At 50.0% G+C, this 16,444-nt stretch carries 17 protein-coding genes; 1 reads left to right on the plus strand and 16 read right to left on the minus strand.

Going from position 1 to position 16,444, the window contains the following annotated elements; translation table 11 throughout:
• Positions 1-4: 4 nt before the first annotated feature.
• From EL29_RS09715 to tssD, 11 genes are all read right to left on the minus strand, one after another.
• Complete coding sequence (locus tag EL29_RS09715; RefSeq protein WP_013026239.1) at positions 5-796, minus strand: PP2C family protein-serine/threonine phosphatase; 792 nt, start codon at positions 794-796, stop codon at positions 5-7.
• Entirely contained in the window at positions 793-2,688 is a 1,896-nt protein-coding gene (gene tagH / locus EL29_RS09720) for a type VI secretion system-associated FHA domain protein TagH (protein ID WP_015700020.1), read from the minus strand. The genes EL29_RS09715 and tagH overlap by 4 nt, the downstream gene beginning before the upstream one ends.
• 133 nt (positions 2,689-2,821) lie before the next feature.
• Positions 2,822-3,223, minus strand: coding sequence for a lysozyme inhibitor LprI family protein (locus EL29_RS09725; RefSeq protein ID WP_015700019.1), 402 nt, complete (start codon positions 3,221-3,223; stop codon positions 2,822-2,824).
• A 94-nt stretch (positions 3,224-3,317) separates the two neighbouring features.
• Positions 3,318-3,869: a hypothetical protein gene (locus EL29_RS09730; protein ID WP_015700018.1), complete on the minus strand. Its 552-nt coding sequence runs from the start codon at positions 3,867-3,869 to the stop codon at positions 3,318-3,320.
• Between the two features lie 89 nt (positions 3,870-3,958).
• Entirely contained in the window at positions 3,959-4,123 is a 165-nt protein-coding gene (locus tag EL29_RS23085; RefSeq protein WP_235193311.1) for a lysozyme inhibitor LprI family protein, read from the minus strand.
• Positions 4,124-4,464: 341 nt separating this feature from the next.
• Positions 4,465-5,274 carry a lysozyme inhibitor LprI family protein gene (locus tag EL29_RS09740; RefSeq protein WP_028715275.1) on the minus strand — a complete coding sequence of 270 codons (810 nt, stop codon included), beginning with the start codon at positions 5,272-5,274 and terminating at the stop codon, positions 4,465-4,467.
• A 53-nt stretch (positions 5,275-5,327) separates the two neighbouring features.
• Complete coding sequence (locus tag EL29_RS09745; RefSeq protein ID WP_028715276.1) at positions 5,328-5,726, minus strand: lysozyme inhibitor LprI family protein; 399 nt, start codon at positions 5,724-5,726, stop codon at positions 5,328-5,330.
• A gap of 58 nt (positions 5,727-5,784) precedes the next feature.
• The gene (locus EL29_RS09750) at positions 5,785-6,348 is read right to left on the minus strand and encodes a hypothetical protein (protein WP_028715277.1); all 564 of its coding nucleotides are present in this window, start codon (positions 6,346-6,348) and stop codon (positions 5,785-5,787) included.
• Positions 6,349-6,365: 17 nt separating this feature from the next.
• Positions 6,366-6,779 (minus strand): hypothetical protein, encoded by a 414-nt coding sequence (locus EL29_RS09755; RefSeq protein WP_028715278.1) that lies wholly within the window; start codon positions 6,777-6,779, stop codon positions 6,366-6,368.
• Positions 6,776-7,768 (minus strand): hypothetical protein, encoded by a 993-nt coding sequence (locus EL29_RS09760; RefSeq protein WP_028715279.1) that lies wholly within the window; start codon positions 7,766-7,768, stop codon positions 6,776-6,778. Before EL29_RS09760 ends, EL29_RS09755 begins: the two co-directional genes overlap by 4 nt.
• Positions 7,769-7,881: 113 nt before the next feature.
• Positions 7,882-8,364, minus strand: a complete 483-nt coding sequence (gene tssD / locus EL29_RS09765) for an Hcp family type VI secretion system effector (RefSeq protein ID WP_013026243.1) — start codon at positions 8,362-8,364, stop codon at positions 7,882-7,884.
• Positions 8,365-8,433: 69 nt separating this feature from the next.
• Here tssD and EL29_RS09770 point away from each other — a divergent pair, with 69 nt between their 5' ends.
• The gene (locus EL29_RS09770; RefSeq protein WP_155270043.1) at positions 8,434-8,673 is read left to right on the plus strand and encodes a hypothetical protein; all 240 of its coding nucleotides are present in this window, start codon (positions 8,434-8,436) and stop codon (positions 8,671-8,673) included.
• 270 nt (positions 8,674-8,943) lie between these two features.
• On the opposite strand, the gene tssC is transcribed toward EL29_RS09770, so the two are convergent.
• From tssC to tssM, 5 genes are all read right to left on the minus strand, one after another.
• A complete protein-coding gene (gene tssC, locus EL29_RS09775) occupies positions 8,944-10,443 on the minus strand; it encodes a type VI secretion system contractile sheath large subunit (RefSeq protein ID WP_028715280.1) in 1,500 nt (499 codons plus the stop codon).
• The gene (gene tssB / locus EL29_RS09780; protein WP_028715281.1) at positions 10,443-10,973 is read right to left on the minus strand and encodes a type VI secretion system contractile sheath small subunit; all 531 of its coding nucleotides are present in this window, start codon (positions 10,971-10,973) and stop codon (positions 10,443-10,445) included. Before tssB ends, tssC begins: the two co-directional genes overlap by 1 nt.
• An 80-nt stretch (positions 10,974-11,053) precedes the next feature.
• Positions 11,054-12,076 carry a type VI secretion system protein TssA gene (tssA, locus tag EL29_RS09785; RefSeq protein WP_033765999.1) on the minus strand — a complete coding sequence of 341 codons (1,023 nt, stop codon included), beginning with the start codon at positions 12,074-12,076 and terminating at the stop codon, positions 11,054-11,056.
• A 10-nt stretch (positions 12,077-12,086) separates the two neighbouring features.
• Positions 12,087-12,800: a type VI secretion system-associated protein TagF gene (tagF, locus tag EL29_RS09790; RefSeq protein WP_013026247.1), complete on the minus strand. Its 714-nt coding sequence runs from the start codon at positions 12,798-12,800 to the stop codon at positions 12,087-12,089.
• A gap of 14 nt (positions 12,801-12,814) precedes the next feature.
• On the minus strand, positions 12,815-16,441 hold the full coding sequence (gene tssM, locus EL29_RS09795) for a type VI secretion system membrane subunit TssM (protein WP_028715283.1): 3,627 nt from the start codon (positions 16,439-16,441) through the stop codon (positions 12,815-12,817).
• Positions 16,442-16,444 lie beyond the last annotated feature (3 nt).

Below are 16,444 nucleotides of genomic sequence, written 5' to 3' on the forward strand. Positions count from 1 at the left end.
GTTCTCAATCTCGAAGAGGGAAAAACTGCGCCGCATCAGACAGCGAGTGCAATAAGGTGGTGTCTTCTGGTGAACCTACCCACACAGCCATGGCGCTGAAGTTGTCCTGTTGACCCCCCTGCGGTTGGCTGTTTTTGATAATTTGTTGCATCAGGGTCAGCCACTCTTCTGGCGTATTCACCATATGCAATGATTGCTGCATTTGTTCCAGCGTCACGCCATGCCAGAAACCATCCGTACACAGCAAAAAGGCATCCCCATCCTCAATAGGCACCACATCGCTGTAACTGGCATCCCGCTGTTCATCGCCCATGCCTAATGCAAAATAGAGCAGGTTACTGTTAATGCCTTCTGTCTGGTGCCCGGCATCTTTCATTTGCTGAATCAGGCTGTGGTCTGTGGTCACGTGGTAGAGATAGCCCCGACGAAACAGGTAAAGCCGACTGTCGCCTGCATGCGCCCAGTAGGCCAGTTCATAGTCTCTGTCGATAAACAAACTCACCAGCGTGGTGCCCATCCGGCTGTGCTGACTGTTTGCCTTTTGCTGTTGCCGAATGGCGCCATTGGCATAATTCACGTAATCGCGAATGGTTTGCGCATCGAGATGCGCATTGCCATCAAAGGCTTCCATCAGGCTACTGCGTGCAATTTTTGCTGCCACGTCACCGCCGGGAAACCCTGCCACACCATCACACACCACAAAGCAAGCCGAACGCTCGCCGATGCTCTCACCGGTTTGATCCTGATTGCTGGCGCGGTCGCCCTGATTCGACGTGGAAGCAGTAGAGATATTCATGCGTCATCCGTGTGGGTTTGTGAGTCTTTATACTGATTTACTTCCATGTCGTACGCGTGCAAGAAGGCTTCGCCAAACAAGGTATGGAAGTCATCTTCAATTTCACCGGCAGTTTCGCCATAGCGCTGGATAAAATGCTCCCACAGCGCGGCTTTACGGCTGCCGGGTAGTCCAATGCGCGATACGGAACCGTTTTGACGCGCTTCTTCTTCGAGCTGATCGGGGTTAAAGGACTGCAGCATGGAAGCAATAATGGCGCGAATACCGGCAATCATCCCTAACTGGTGCGCCTGGAGGTCAATCAGTGCGTCACGCACGGCCTGGCGTGGCGGCATAAAACCTGGCATACGGCTGCCAAACATCTGCATCAATACGGTTTTACCTGACGGCAGCAGCTTAAAAGGGTTGTTAGCATCATCCAGGATCACGGTCATGTCGGCTTTTACACCGCGTTTTAAAATCGACCGGGAAGATAGCAGTGCCACCGTTCCCTGCGAGAACATGCTGAGCATCTGGCCGAACTGCCGCATCTGCTCGCGATCGAACTGCGGTGTCGGTTGCAGATCCTGCAGGCCCATACCTTCCAGCAGTGCATCCAGTAACTCGCCCTTTAAGGCATCACCGCTACTGGCATTGCCACTCTGCTCGGTCCCACCGCTGTTATTGTGCGAGGCAACCGGATCGATGCGCAGCCGCCCTTTTGGCGTGGGCGAAGGCGTGCGTTGCACCGCCTGCGGTGTTGGCAAGGTAATGCCGCCGTAATCAATCGGGCTTTGCGCTCCTTCAGGCTGGGCAGGCTGCGGTTGAGGATCGAAAGCGGGATCGTGAGTGGCCTGTGTTTCAGTGTGATCAAACAGCGGTGAACTGCTTAAATCAGCCAACTCAACCGGTGCAGTATCCAGGATATCTGGCATCGGCTGGTGATTTTCTTGCGGCTGTAATGGCGCCGCTTGATGGAGCTCTTTCTGCTGCAAGGGTGCAGACTGATGGTTTTCTTTCGGCTGCGATGGCGCAGCCATAGGTTGCGAAACCGGCATATCTGGCTGAGCCAGCGGCACTGCACCGCTCATCATTAACCCCAGCGGATCGTCATGATGACGCGGGTCCGGCGTGGCCTGGCTGCCAAACAGATTTAACGGGTCCACGTCCGTGGAGGTTTCCTCTATTTTGGGCTGCCCTTGCGCATTTTGTTTTGCCGACAAGGTGCTGGGCGTGCGGTCATCAAAAATGCTTTCCTGAGCAAACAGCGCATCCTCTTCATCAAACAGGCTGCTTGTCTTAGGTTGCTGACCGATATCCAGCGGTTTATCGCTCATTAACTGAGCCAGCGGATCTTCGGGATTACGGTTTGCCGCTGTAGAGGTTAACGGATTTGCCTCCGGCATTTCTGGCGCAGCACTTTTACGTTTCGATAAGTCATCAGAAATTGAAAACTCTTTGGCAAGGCTGTCCCAGATCTCGCTGGGAATGGCAGCCGTGCTGGCAGCCGGCGCCTGTACAGGGACCGCATTGGGTACGGGCTGCGGCTTAGGTGCGGCTGCAGCGGTCAACGGAGGCTGCTGCGATTGCTGCTCGCCATTAAGATCGTTAACCAGCAGGCGATAGTCGTCGATGCCGAGAATATCTCCGTCCTGCAACTCCACCTGACGTCCACGCTCAAGCGGGATGTCATTCAGCAGCACGCGCGTAACGTTACCGCGGTTGGTCAGGCGACATTCGCCCTCTGCAGTAATATGCACGATAGCCTGCAGGCGAGAAATAGTGCGATCGTCGTCGGGCAATATCAGATTATTATCCACGCCTCGACCGATAGTGCCGCCTGGAGGAAGAAAATCGAAACTGATTTGCGGCGGTTCATGGCCGGGTTTAGCGGTTATTATCGTAAAGCGCATCACGGATTCCTGCGGTTAGCTGTTCGACATCTATATCGCGCGTCTCTCGGGGAGAAAGGCGGGATATAGAAGCGTAGTCAATGGTACGGAAGATAAACGCAACCCTAATGTTGCAGATAGCCATCCGTGAAAGTTAATCGTAGGGCATTTCTGATAATTCTTTCGTGCGTAACTCATCAAGCCTGGCGACGCACTCGTTATTAAATACGGTGTGCGCATTGCTGCCTTTATCTGCGGGATGCGCATATAACTGGCACTGCTCGTCACGGTAGGCTAACCAGTGACGCTGGGATTGAATAAACAGGTTCTGGTAGTTCTTTTTAGCTTGAGGTTCACTTTGAAAAACATGTTCGATACGTTTTTTCGTCGCCCCGTAGGCCTGATTTAAATCGTCTTCTGCATGTGCCCGGTTATTCTCGGCACAGCTAAACACATCGGCATCACTGGTCTTTTTAGCGCAGTCATCAAGGGCGTAAACGGCGGAAGAAAAACCAAACATGATAAAAGTCGCACATCCCAAAAAAGATATCTTCATTTTTTATATTGACCTGTTTTACAGATGTAAAAGCGCATTGTTTAACTGATGTCAGACTACGGTGAGGAACTCGCCTATCAGGGCAAGGCGCAACTCAGGGCATTGTCCTGTAAAGGGTTCGCAGTTCCTTGATCGATTTTGCTCCTGAAGCTCCAATTTTCCTCGTCAGCGGCTCATTGATAGTGATCGAGTGATTGGTCAGGTCGACAGAAACGATGATGGCTTCCTGTGCTGTCGTATTGGGAGACGCAACGTCATATATCACCGCGATGATGACTTTATTATCTTTTTCATCGAGCATGCCGACAGAGCGAGTCGCATGACATGTTTCCGCTTCCCAGTCACCGAATCCAATTGTTGGTAAAACACGCTCTGCCTGATGAGCGTTGTTTGACCAGGCGACAAAACACACGTCCTTATCTTGTGAGTCGAAACCCTGCCCGGCAATAAAACTGCCCAGAACTTTGCCTTCATTAACCAGATGAAAACTTTGGTGTGGAACTGGAGAACCGCCCTGAATGCCTTTATCAGACGATAATTTATAAATACTTTTCTGATAGGGCGCATCCGCTATAGGAGCAAGGGAAAGCGCAGCCAATACGTGAAAAGGGGTTAACAGCGATAAAAACATTAGTACATAGCGCATAATATTTTATGTATCCATTGACGTAATGACCACTTGAATGGTGAAAATATCATTGCACCACTATAACGTCATATCAGCCTGTTAAAAAATCAGTATGGCAGCAGTTTAAGTACGGCCGTACGCTCAGTATCCATTCGATAAATGCAGAGATTCGTTGTGACAGCATATGGATTACTGCCTTCTTCTGCAGCAAAAGCTTCAAGATGACATTGACCATCCCTGAATTTAAGCCAATTACGCTGCGTATCAACCACAATCCCGGCATACTGCTCACCCAGTTTTTTTGAGAGCCGTACATTTTTACAATGCGCTCTCTTGCAAGACCCTATTCGTGATTTAACTCTTTTTCAGCCTGGCTTTTGTATTTAACAGAACATTGATATAGCTCGACATCATTACTTGTTTTAGAACACGGTGTTTCTGCGAAGCAGGAAGCTGAAAAAACAGCGATTGAAGCCACGAAAAACGCTGCGTAAATTTTCATTACTCACTCGACTCCGAAAGTTACAGATCTCATCTCATCAACAAGCGTATTAAGGTAAAGAAAGCGCGCTCGCTTATCTTAAAAGACTCACTTAAACAGGCACTGATCATTTCATTGCTTTGCCAACTCAACGAGTTCATCAACACGATCTTGCATTTTTTTCTTAAGACATGCTGGATTAACAGAACACGCATTTCTTTCGTCAAGCCAGCGTTTCTGTGTTTGACGGAGCTCGACTGAACGTGATTTGACATCAACCCCTGTATTCACAATTTGCTTTAACGCCACATTGTATGCCTCGGCCACGCTTACATCCCAGGAGGACAGATCCGAATCATGACAGATGGATTTTTCACTGTCGTTTGTAGCTCTTGCGCAGGCGAACGAAGGTTGCAATTTGGCATTGTTAGCGAGTTTTTTTAGTAAAAGATAAGACTGGTTATCCCAGTTCAGGAATATTGACTCTTCATCAAGTTTTACAAGCCAGTGTTCGCTATTTTCACCCGACAGGGTGATTTTTCCATTCTGACAATGAATGCGATAAGGACGAATTTCTAACGTTCCTTTGATGGGAAGAGCATAGCTTTTAGCCGGATCGGAGAGCTGCCCTTCTGTCGTCCTGCTCATCAAAGAGTTTATTGATGTCACGTCCATGGAATCATAATCTGGCAAGTCACAGTGACTAGCTGTTGGTATTGACGTTTTTATTATATCCGGAGTGAATTCAAAAATACGTTCTCTCAGCGTCGGGTCATCAGAAATTAGCGCCATCAGGTTTGTAGAAGTGGAATCTTCGTTAACATAAACATGTTCAACTTTCCAATTACCATCAAGTTTTAAAACACGTCCCTGTTCAGCAGAACACAGTAACGGCATAACCAGCGAAGCGATAAAAACGAATAAAAAACTGATTCTCAGCATAATGCTCGCCTGGAAGTGAAATAACGCAATGAAGCTTACTTTTAATTCAATAATTAGCCGTAAGGGACTTTTTTAATTTTAGTGATTCTTTCTCTATCCAGATCTGCTACACAGATTCTTCTGTATGCCATACTTGCGTCCGAATTTTTTTCCGCTGCCATTGAAGCTAACTCACAATCGCCATCACGGTATTTAAGCCAAGAGCGCTGTGATTCAGTAAAAACTCGCAAATACTCATCTCTGTCTTTAACGGAACCACTGTAAACATCATTAATTCTTTTTTTTGCCGCCTGATATTCTTTATTTAAAGACAACTCAACGACGTTCACTTCATTATTAATACATTCGTAGGTTTCTTGTACAACATTATTATCAATACAGGCAACTTTTTCTGAAGCTGATGCATTGGTATAAAAAAATAAAGTTATGACACTCAAAAATAATGTTTTCATTTTTATACCTGTCTGTTTGCTCTGTTCAAAATCAAAAAACAAAGCCTGGAGAAATATTTTATTTTTTCAGCATCACTCTCATTTCAGCGATTGACTTTATTCCAGAGTTTTGAAATTTCTCGGTTAAACCTTTGTCGAAAATGATCTTTCCTGTTGAGAGATTAAAATCGAGCACATAATAATCAATACCATAACCGTCGTTGTGATTAGCAGGCAATTCGATTTGGTAAATAGTTGCAATTTTAACATGATCTTCATTCTGCTGAGAAATGACACCTACCGCATAAATCTCATGGCAGCCTACTGTCTCCCAATCCCCATGACCTATCGTTTCAATAAACTGGTCTATAACTTTGCCATTTCTAGACCAGGCGATGAAACAAACAGGTTGCGTCGTATTAATCCACGCTCTTCCCTGAATCAAGGCTCCCACTTCTTTATTGCCATTATAAAGATGGAATGTTTGACTATGGTTAATTTCAGCACGTTTCAGGTCAGGAGTTTCAATTTGCTCAATGAGAAGACTCTCATCCGGAAGTGACCTAAAGGGTGAAATTGTTAAGCCAGCAAAACTTAAAAAACTAGAGAGCATAATTGCCAGCCCAAAAGTTATTATTTTCATTTTATTCATTGACCATACTAATTAAGTGCATAAACAAAGGAAAACAAAAGAAAACCAAAAACCGCAGTGAGTATAAATATAACTCTATAAAGAAAAACCAAAGAAGCTATCCATCTTGTCAATTCCTCTGGTTGCGACTGGATAAAAACATAAGCGTTTTCTCTTACATCTTCATTTTGTCTGAATTTCATTTTCACACCTTTTTGAAGGCGATGTAAATATGAGAGCTTTTGATAATTTGCATAAAAACCCAAGTTGCTCGCAAATTTGGTACTAGTATCGAGCTGAAGACCTGCGCTATTAAATTCACGGATTATTTTTGTGTATTTAGCACTATTTTTTTTAAAAAAAAGAGATGCGAAAACATGTAAAAAACCAATAAGGAAGAATAAAAAAACAATCGTATACATGGTGATGTCATATAATGTCATAAAATCTTATCCATGATTAAGTCTACAGCTTTTCCACCGGCCTCACCAAAACCATATCCACCTGCGGCACCACCAACTATGCCACAAGCCAAGGCTCCAACTCCACCGGTTGCGACTCCCAGCGCAACGCATGCGCCTGTAGCAAGTGAAGCTGACAAAGCCCCACCATAAAAACCAGCCAGTGTACTTCCTGCAAACTTCGAATATTCTTTTACAGCAACTTTAGTACACTCATTCTCGCGGTCAATTGTGCATCCTTTATATACATCATTAGTTGTGTTCAATGCACTAAAACCGATAGCAACCCAGCCTCCATACTTCATGAATTTTGCGGCCTTAGCAGCTGCATCAACGTAGGTTGAGTATCCTCGAATAGCACCTACACCTGCCGTTTGCCAGTCATGCACTATTGATGAACTTGAAAGATTTAATGCATGTTTTAATTGTTCATAAGGCTGTAATCGCAATGCTAATCGAGAAAAGCGATTAAGTAGAACTTCTAATTCATTGAAAAGGCGACGTCGTTCGATGAAAAATTGCTCGCCAATAAGTGTCCCTGCTGTTAGGTACTGATTCCGATAGGCATTTTCAATAGCTTTCAACTTATTACCTATCTCTGAAAAATATTTTTCACCGGCATCACCGATTAATCCTACGCCCTTATCCATAAAATTCGTTATTGCAGCAATTGAATCATAATGGCGGTGAAAAAAATTTGCATCCTCTACAGACATGGTAGCCAGGCTATTATTAGTATGCTTTTTTGCAGCATTGAGAGAATTAATTACTGCTGGATTATTTTTCCCGTTGGGATCTGCAACTATAAGCATCTGGCCAGGCTTTGCCCACACGATGTCTGCGTTCAATTGCAAAAAATAATTTTTTGCTGAAAGATTACGATTACCAAATAAGAACATTGCTTGCTCAGTCAAGCTACCGGGACGTTGAACTACGCAAAAGCCAGGCTCGACATTGCTTTTTCCTGCCATATAAACCCCACGAACGCGTTAGCTTTGATATAGGTTGATATCAATGATAATAGTTGAATCGGCTTATTAGAAATCTATTGAATGAAGCGGCCCTAAGGCCGCTTTGAAATATATTACGCTTCTTTGTTCTCTTTGATATTCCAGCCAGCGCTGCTTTCTGCGCCTTTGCCACCGGAAGAACTCTGCTCCCAGTACTGCTGTTTCACTTTCGCAGCCTGGAATGCATAGGTCACGCCCAGGGTATCGTCGTGCTCAGAGCCCACGAACTGTACGTTGGTAACCAGCACATCTTCCAGGGTGATGCGGGTGTACTCGATTTGCGTACCGCCAGCCTTGCAAACTGAAACTTCAACCTTAGTGACGTGCTTACCACTGGCACAGTTTTTCAACAGCGCAGTGACAGCCTTGTCGATTTTGGCATTAATATGCAGGTCGTTGAAGTTTACTTTACCAGCACCGCCGCCGCCGCCCACGCTCATATTACCCGGCTGATTAGCTCCCCAGGAGAAAGAGGTAATATCAATCCAGCCGGTATGGTTTGAATCTTTAGATTCACCAGTAATACCGTCTACCTTCAAATACATATCAATAGCCATAATATTTACTCTTCGTTATGGAAAAAGTTGTCGCTTTCGAAAAAGCATCTATATGGCAAAGAGAAAAGCATGGGGCTGAATAAAACAGTCCATATTTTACTTTTGCCTCGACTCGGGAGGTTGCTACAGGCTCTCCGAAGTATCCCACCACAATTAACCGCTATAGCAGGAGATTTTTTTGCTGTATTCGTATTTCAAATTAATGTCATTGTGCAAAAAGCCATGACAATTATGGGGCAACCCGATTATGTTGCGCACTTTGTTTCAAGAAAATTACTCTGCTGGAACAAAGTCAAAAAAAACGATTAAAGAAGCCCAAATAATTTTCAGCTCGCCAAAGCCGACATTTTTATATTTTAAACACAGGTCGATCATTATACTGATAAATGTATGATGAAAGCTTCCAGCCATTCGCCAAAGGCATCACTTTAGGAAAAGGTTTATTCCGCTTCATCAGCATAATCAAAGTATGAGGGACGACATACATCAGCCATTTTTTTACATACGGCATGTTTTCATGCTTTAGTGCAGTTGCTCGCAAGAAGCACGCTCCGAAGAGCGTGCTTAGCGTTTCAACGATTAGTTTTCGTTCGACTTCAGCGAAGGCAGTTTCGATACCAGACGCAGCGAAACGGTTAACCCTTCCAGCTGGTAATGCGGACGCAGGAAGAATTTCGCGGCGTAATAACCTGGGTTGTCTTCCTGCTCTTCCACATTCACCTCAGCCGCAGCCAGTGGCTTGCGTGATTTGGTTTCCTGAGAAGAGTTAGCCGGGTCACCATCAACATAGTTCATGACCCAGTCATTCAGCCAGCGTTCCATTTCGTCGCGCTCGCGGAACGAACCGATCTTGTCGCGCACAATACACTTCAGGTAGTGAGCGAAACGGCAGCAGGCGAACAGATAAGGCAGTCGCGCTGCCAGACGCGCATTGGCGGTGGCGTCAGCATCGTGGTACTCCGCAGGTTTTTGCAGCGACTGGGCGCCGATAAAGGCGGCAAAGTCAGAGTTTTTGCGGTGAACTAACGGCATAAAGCCATTCTTCGCGAGCTCGGCTTCGCGGCGATCGCTGATGGCGATTTCCGTTGGGCATTTCATGTCTACGCCGCCGTCATCGCTTGGGAACGTGTGGCAAGGCAGATCTTCAACCGCCCCACCCGACTCCACGCCGCGAATGGATGTACACCAGCCGTATTCTTTGAACGAACGGTTGATGTTGGCCGCCATGGCATAAGCCGCGTTGGTCCAGCTGTAGTTGCTGTGGTCGGAACCGTCGGTCTGCTCTTCAAAATCAAAGCTGTCCACGGGGTTGGTGCGAATACCGTAAGGCAGACGAGAAAGGAAGCGCGGCATCACCAGGCCCAGATAGCGGGCGTCCTCAGACTCGCGCAGGCTGCGCCAGGCAGCATATTCGGTATTCTGGAAGATTTTGGTCAGATCGCGTGGATTCGCCAGTTCCTGCCAGGATTCCATCTGCATTACGCTTGGGGCTGTCCCGGTGATAAACGGACAGTGTGCTGCAGCACCGATACGCGCCATTTCGCCCAGCAGCTCGACGTCCTGCGGGCTGTGATCGAAATAGTAGTCGCCCACCAGGCAGCCAAAAGGTTCACCACCAAACTGGCCATATTCCTGCTCGTAGATTTTCTTGAACAGCGGGCTCTGATCCCAGCCCACACCTTTATAGCGTTTCAGGATGCGGCTCAGCTCCTGCTTGGAGATGCTCATAAAGCGAATCTTGAGCATCTCATCAGTTTCGGTGTTATTCACCAGATAGCTCAGACCACGCCAGGCGCTTTCCAGCTTCTGAAACTCTTCGTGATGAATAATCTGGTTAACCTGCTGAGACAGCTTTTCGTCAATCTCAGCGATCAGCGCCTGAATGGTGCGGTAGGCATCGCTGGACATGGTCACGGTGTTTTCCAGCGCCTGCTGCGCCAGGGTTTTTACCGCGCTTTCTACAGCTTCGCGTGCCTGGTCGCTTTTAGGACGAAATTCTTTGTTCAGTAACGCGCTGAATTCATCCTGACTAAAGCTGGCACCGCCCTGCGATTGTGGTTGTTGAGAAGTCTGGTTCATTACTGCTCCTCCTTACCTTCAGGGGTATCCGTTTGCTTAGGCACGTGTGACAGTGCCTGCAGCAGTGTCGGATCCTGTAAAATCTTGCCGATCAGCTCTTCGGCGCCGTTTTTGCCGTCCATATAGGTCAGCAGGTTGGAGAGCTGGGTACGTGCTTCAAGCAGGCTGTTTAGTGGATCGACTTTGCGGGCAATGGCATCAGGAGAAAAATCGTCCATGCTTTCGAAGGTCAGATCGATGTTCAGTTTGCCGTCACCGTTCAACGTATTGTCTACCTGGAATGCCGCACGTGGCTTCATGGCTTTCATACGCTCATCGAAATTGTCGATGTCGATTTCCATGAATTTACGGTCGTCAACGCTGGCCTGCGGCTCCAGCGGTTTACCGGCTAAATCGGCCAAAACACCCATGATGAATGGCAGCTGAATTTTACGTTCTGCGCCATAGACTTCCACGTCATATTCAATCTGAACGCGTGGCGCGCGATTGCGGGCGATAAATTTCTGCCCACTGGACTTCATTGTTGGCATGGTTCTCTCCATAAATAATGCGCGGGTATAGGCTCGCAGGAGGCGCGCAGGTCTCGCTGCGTAAAGGCTTGACTGTTAGCTTAGTCGCGGCGTCCAAAAATGTTTTCTAACTGATGCACACCATCGGGCGCGAGATCGCGAATGATGTCCATAAAATCGAGTTCGATAAGGCGCTGTACCCGGTCAATCATCAGCGGTGCCGGGTGGCTCGGCTCATGCTGACTAAAGTACTGTTTGACTTTTTCCAGCATAAGTTGGGCTTCTGCCCGCGAATTCAGTTGGGCACTGCGCCAGTCGGTAGCCGCACGTGGTGCAGCGACGCTGGGCTGCTGCTCAGTTGCGGGTGCGGATTGCATCGCCGCCGCCAGGGAGTGTAACGATTCCATATCCGTGGCCTGACAGCGCTCATTCAGCATTGCCATGCTGCGTTGCAGCTGGCTCATATCCGGCAAGGCCGTTTCATCCAGCTTTTCAATCACGATGCGGCGAATATTTTGCAAACGCTCGGCAATGTTTTGAATCGCTGCGATGCCCAGTTGTTCCCCTCGTGCCAGTTCGTCATTCAGACGCGGCAGTCCACCCGGATAATCTGGCACCTCTGTTTTACTGCCGTCACACAGCGCCGAAGCATCACGCAGCGTAATACCGTCGGACGCATAGCGCATGAGCCATGACTGACGAACGGCGGCCGTGAGTGCCGACTGGTCGCCCAGCACAGCCAGCGCGTTGATGCGGTAAAACGGATCGTGCTCGCCGTCTTCTTCAAGGCGAGGCCAGAGCGGTTCCCAGAACTGCAACATCGCCTGTTCAATCAGTTGCAGGCCCTGTGCATAGCCCGGTAACCCTTTCAGGCGCGTCCAGGCATGTGTCAGGGTCAGCATGACACGCAGGTCTTTGCTGCGGCTCATCAGTTCCAGTGCAAGCTTTTCAACTTTGTTCCAGTCCGCTGGCTCAGCCGGAATAATGGTGTTACCGAACTGCTGTTCGGCTTTTCCCACGCTGGCCTGCTCCATCGCCTGAAAGTCCGCGTCGTACTCCAGGTTTTCACCGCACGGATTATCATGGCTTACCGGTATCAGCAACGTGTCAATATCAATACTCATCCGCTTCGCCTCAGGATTCAAACATCGGGGGATAAAGTCCGTTTCGTCCCGGCTTTGCACCGCCTGCCGGATCAAACAACAGGGAAAATAACTGCGCGGTTAAGTTTCCACTGTGGACATGGGTATAAAGCGGAAAACCGTCGCTCTGATTCGTCCACCAGAAACTGGTCTGGAACTGCGGATCAAAGCTTTGAGACGGCAGATGCCAGCTCAGTGTTGAATCCTGTTCACCGTTGCCGATCACCGCCAGAATATCTGATGACGCCTCATCCTGCTGAGGCTGCGGCAGTGGAATGCTCAACAACGCCTGATCAAACTGTTCGGGCGTACCGCCATCCTGAACCGCCCGCAATAAGGTATTTCCCATCTGGTGATACCAGTCGCCTGAACGCGTCAGCAACAAAGGCATCCACTCCGCTGGGGTAAAATAGCGGAGGGCACAGAGGGGATAATGGCGACCCACGCTATCGCGTGCGGCCGTCAGACAGCCCATTTGAATCAGCTGCGTACCCAACATCGGTGGTACCACAAAATTCCACACCGGGGCTTTAAGAAAAGCCCGAGAAGGCGCATTTTCGCCTTCAGCACTGGTCTTCCAGTGGTGCAATCCCACCTGAAACCAGTTAGACCACTGGCGCTGCAAGGTATCGGGAAAGCGTCGTTTAACAAAATCACCCGAACTAGGCAGTTTGCCGTACCAGCCAGGTGCTGCGTAATGGGTCATAGTCAGGTCCTGTTTCAGGGACAGCTAAATGCGGGTAGCTGGAAAGGATTACGAATGCTGCCTGGCGTGAATGACAGCGTCACATTATGGCCGTCCACACTAAAGCTGGCTTCGCGAGTCAGTCCACCTACCGACGTCACCCGTGCGCGATCAAAGAAGCGATTAAGCGCCCATGGGCCGCTGGTGGTCAGGGTTGAGGTCGTGCCGTTCGTTAGCCCCAGTTGCATGCGCACCTGACTGGTTCCACCTGGTCCGGGCCAACTCACTAACTGCACTGCCTGTGGTCCATGACTGTAGCGCAAAATCTGTCCATCGACATCCAGCGTCATATTCAGGATATCGTTATCCATCTTCACCGTCCGTAACGTGACGCGGAAGGATGGCGTAGTGGCCCCATTGGCAAAGAAGGCGTCGCGAATCGACTGCGCCTGCTGGAAAGGACGCAGCAAGGCTTCGCCACCTGGCAAGGTTTTGCCATCAATGCCGGGCGTGAAGCGCCATGCCGCGCGCGTGGTATCCACTTTGCTGGCCAGATTATCGCGGAAGAAGCTGTCCATCAGTCCGGTTCCCGGCGCAAACATGCGCGCCAGGTCATCAGGCGTGACTTCGCTGCGTGCATTCCGGACCAGCGGGTAACGGCCTGCTATCGCCTGACGGCAGAAGCTGCCGACTTCCATGGTGATGCGCTTGCGAACGTTATCCATGTCGCGACGCTGTGCATCGCTGCTGGCGCCCACTGCCATGCCTGACACCATATTTTGCAGTGAACCGGGCAAACGTCCGGCGCTGGCCTGCAAACGGCTAATGGCATCACTCGCCGGCGGTGGCATACCGCTATTCGCGGCATCCTGCACGGCAGTGAGATAGCGATAGAGATCGTCGATCTGCTTAAGAAAATCATCAACGGCCAGGACCTTACTGCCCTGCTGTAACGGCTGTGCCAGCTCGATGACAGGTGCAAAGTGCGCGGTCACCGCCTGCTCGGGCGTTTGCTGCACCACCGCCTGCTCGCCGTTTGCGCGCGGCGAGGTAAACAGTGCCTGCAGCGTTCGTGTGGCGCTGTTATCCGATGACGCGGCCGTATCTTTGGCATTCTTGTCTTCAGGCTGCGCCCGGGTGAGCGTGAGCTGTTTGCTCAGGTTAATCACTAACTGCCGCAGCGGCGAATGATTCCCTGACAGCAGGCGCGCCGTATTAATACGTTGGGTCAAATCGGCGCTGCTGTTGAGTTGAATATCGCTGAGAAACTGCTCCCACTGGCGGATGTAATCCTGAATATAGAGCTGGCGCACCGCAAGGTCGGTTTGTTTGCCGTCTTCATGGGCCGTCTCTGCACCCAGCACCCAGATATCGTCTTTGTAGAGCGCATCCGTGACCGGCGCGATCTGTTTATCCACATGGTTCCAGTAGCCGTCTGGCGTAAAGAGCCCGGAAACACCTTCATTGACAGACTTACCGCTTTTACGGGAAAACACCAGTTCACTTTGCGGTCCACCCAGCGCGGACAAGGTAACCGGTGACATTGAGCCATCGCGTTCCAGCAGGCGTTTCAGGCGTCCGTAAACGCGCTGTGACAGCGGCATCTGACTAATCAGCGCCTGCTCGCGCTTTACCAGCGCATCATCCTTCGCATAGGGCGAGGACTGAATCTGCGTTTCCAGTAGCTGTTGCAGGTGCCACGCCAGCTGTTTCACCTCAGCCTGAGTCACGTCCTGCGGCAATTCACGTGAGATGTTTAACATCATCCACGCCTGAAGAAACTTACCGTCATAGTGTTTTGGCTGGTACAGCATCTGATAAGCCTTAAGCGCCTCATAGCTGTAGTCAGCGTCACTTCCCGTATCATTGCGTAACCAGCGGGTGATATTCTGCGCAACCTGCGGCATCAGCAGCTGTTTCAGCGCCCTTTCGTACAAGGCCTGGGTCGCATCACTGACTTCCGTTCCGCGATACAGCCCCATCCGGCGCGTGAGCGGCGGATGCTCCAGAGAAAAGGAGGCGCTTTCAGGCAGGTGCAGCAGCGTATTGAGGTAAGGCACCAGTGCAAAGAGGTTGCCGTTCACCTCTTTTTGTAACTTGTCACCGAGCTGCTCGACCTGGGGGCTTTTCGCCGCCATCTCCTGCAGGTAGGTTTTGTTTTTGTTATAGCTCACCAGCCACAGTGCACCGGCAATGAGTACGATAACCAGTAACGCCAGATAACCCGACCACAGGCCCACGCGGTTACGTAGCTCCCACCAGCGGTTACTGCCGGCCAGACCGGACTCCTGGAAGATGACATTTTCCAGCACGCCCTTAAGGAAAAAGCTCTGCCCTTTGTTTTGAGGGATCGGCGCGTCTTTATCCACTTTGTCCCAACTGCCCGACTCACTCTGCTGCTGGCCTGGCAGATGCAGGGCGCGCGTGAGTTCACCCATTACGCGGTCAAAGGGTAAGCCTTCCTGCGTACCGCTGGCAAAGTAGATGCCGCGCGGGGCGAACTGCGTTTCGAAATCGGAACGCGCAAACAGAATATCCAGCGCCTCAGCCAACTGAGGGCGCAATGCCGCAAACTCCTGTGGAAACAGGTAGCTTTCGGCACGTGCCTGGGCATCACTTTCCGCCAGCAGTACATCGGCCAGTCCGGCATCCAGGCGCTGCTGCAGCAGCGAATATTCCTGCTGAAACTGGCTGCTGAGTTCAAATTCAGCCGTTGATGCTTTGGCCCACGGAAAGGTAAAACCCCAAATCTGCTCGCGCTGTGCCTTATCCAGGCTGGCAAAATAGCTGCGGAACCCCTTTAACAGGTCGGTTTTGGTGACCAGGACATACACCGGAAAGCGAATACCGAGCCGATCGTGTAACTCCATCAGACGCTGGCGCAGCGCCACGGCCTGATTGCGCATGGCCTCGGGCGACTGTGATAACAGGTCTGCCACGCTCAAGGTGACGATGACGCCGTTAACCGGCTGACGGCCACGGTATTTACGCAGGAGTTCGAGAAACTGATGCCATTCGCCGGCATCGCGCTCCTGCTGGCTCTCCTGCGTGGTATAGCGCCCCGCCGTATCCAGCAGCACGGCTTCGTTAGTAAACCACCAGTCACAGTTACGCGTCCCGCCGATCCCACGTAGCGCAGCCTTACCGAACTTGTCCGCCAGTGGGAACTGCAAGCCAGAATTCACCAGAGCGGTGGTTTTACCGGCACCTGGCGCGCCGATGATCATGTACCAAGGCAGTTGATAGAGATATTGATGACTGAAGCGCTGCGCCCAGAAAGGCGCACCTTTGCTGCTCTGCCGCTGGAAGTGTGCTTTTTTCAGCATCTCAGTCGCTTCAGAGAAGCGGCTGGCCAGCACCTGATCTTCACTGGTCAGTCGCTTGCGGTCTTCTTCCGGCGTATCCGATTTGCTGGTTTCCAGGCTGGACATCAGCTTACGGTTGAGCCAGTAGTTATAGACACGCGGAATCGCCTGGCTCAGGCCCCAGACAACATAGAGCAGCGCAATACTGATTACGCGGTTCTGTTCTGACTCCAACGGACGGGAGTCCACAATCGAGAACACCGGGCCAATGACCCAGATAATAAACGAAAGTGCGGTGATACCGACAAAGCCCCAGGCCAGACGGCTGGTCAGTACCGCAAATAGTACATTCAGCATGGA

Source organism: Pantoea ananatis LMG 2665 (assembly GCF_000710035.2).
GTDB lineage: Bacteria > Pseudomonadota > Gammaproteobacteria > Enterobacterales > Enterobacteriaceae > Pantoea > Pantoea ananatis.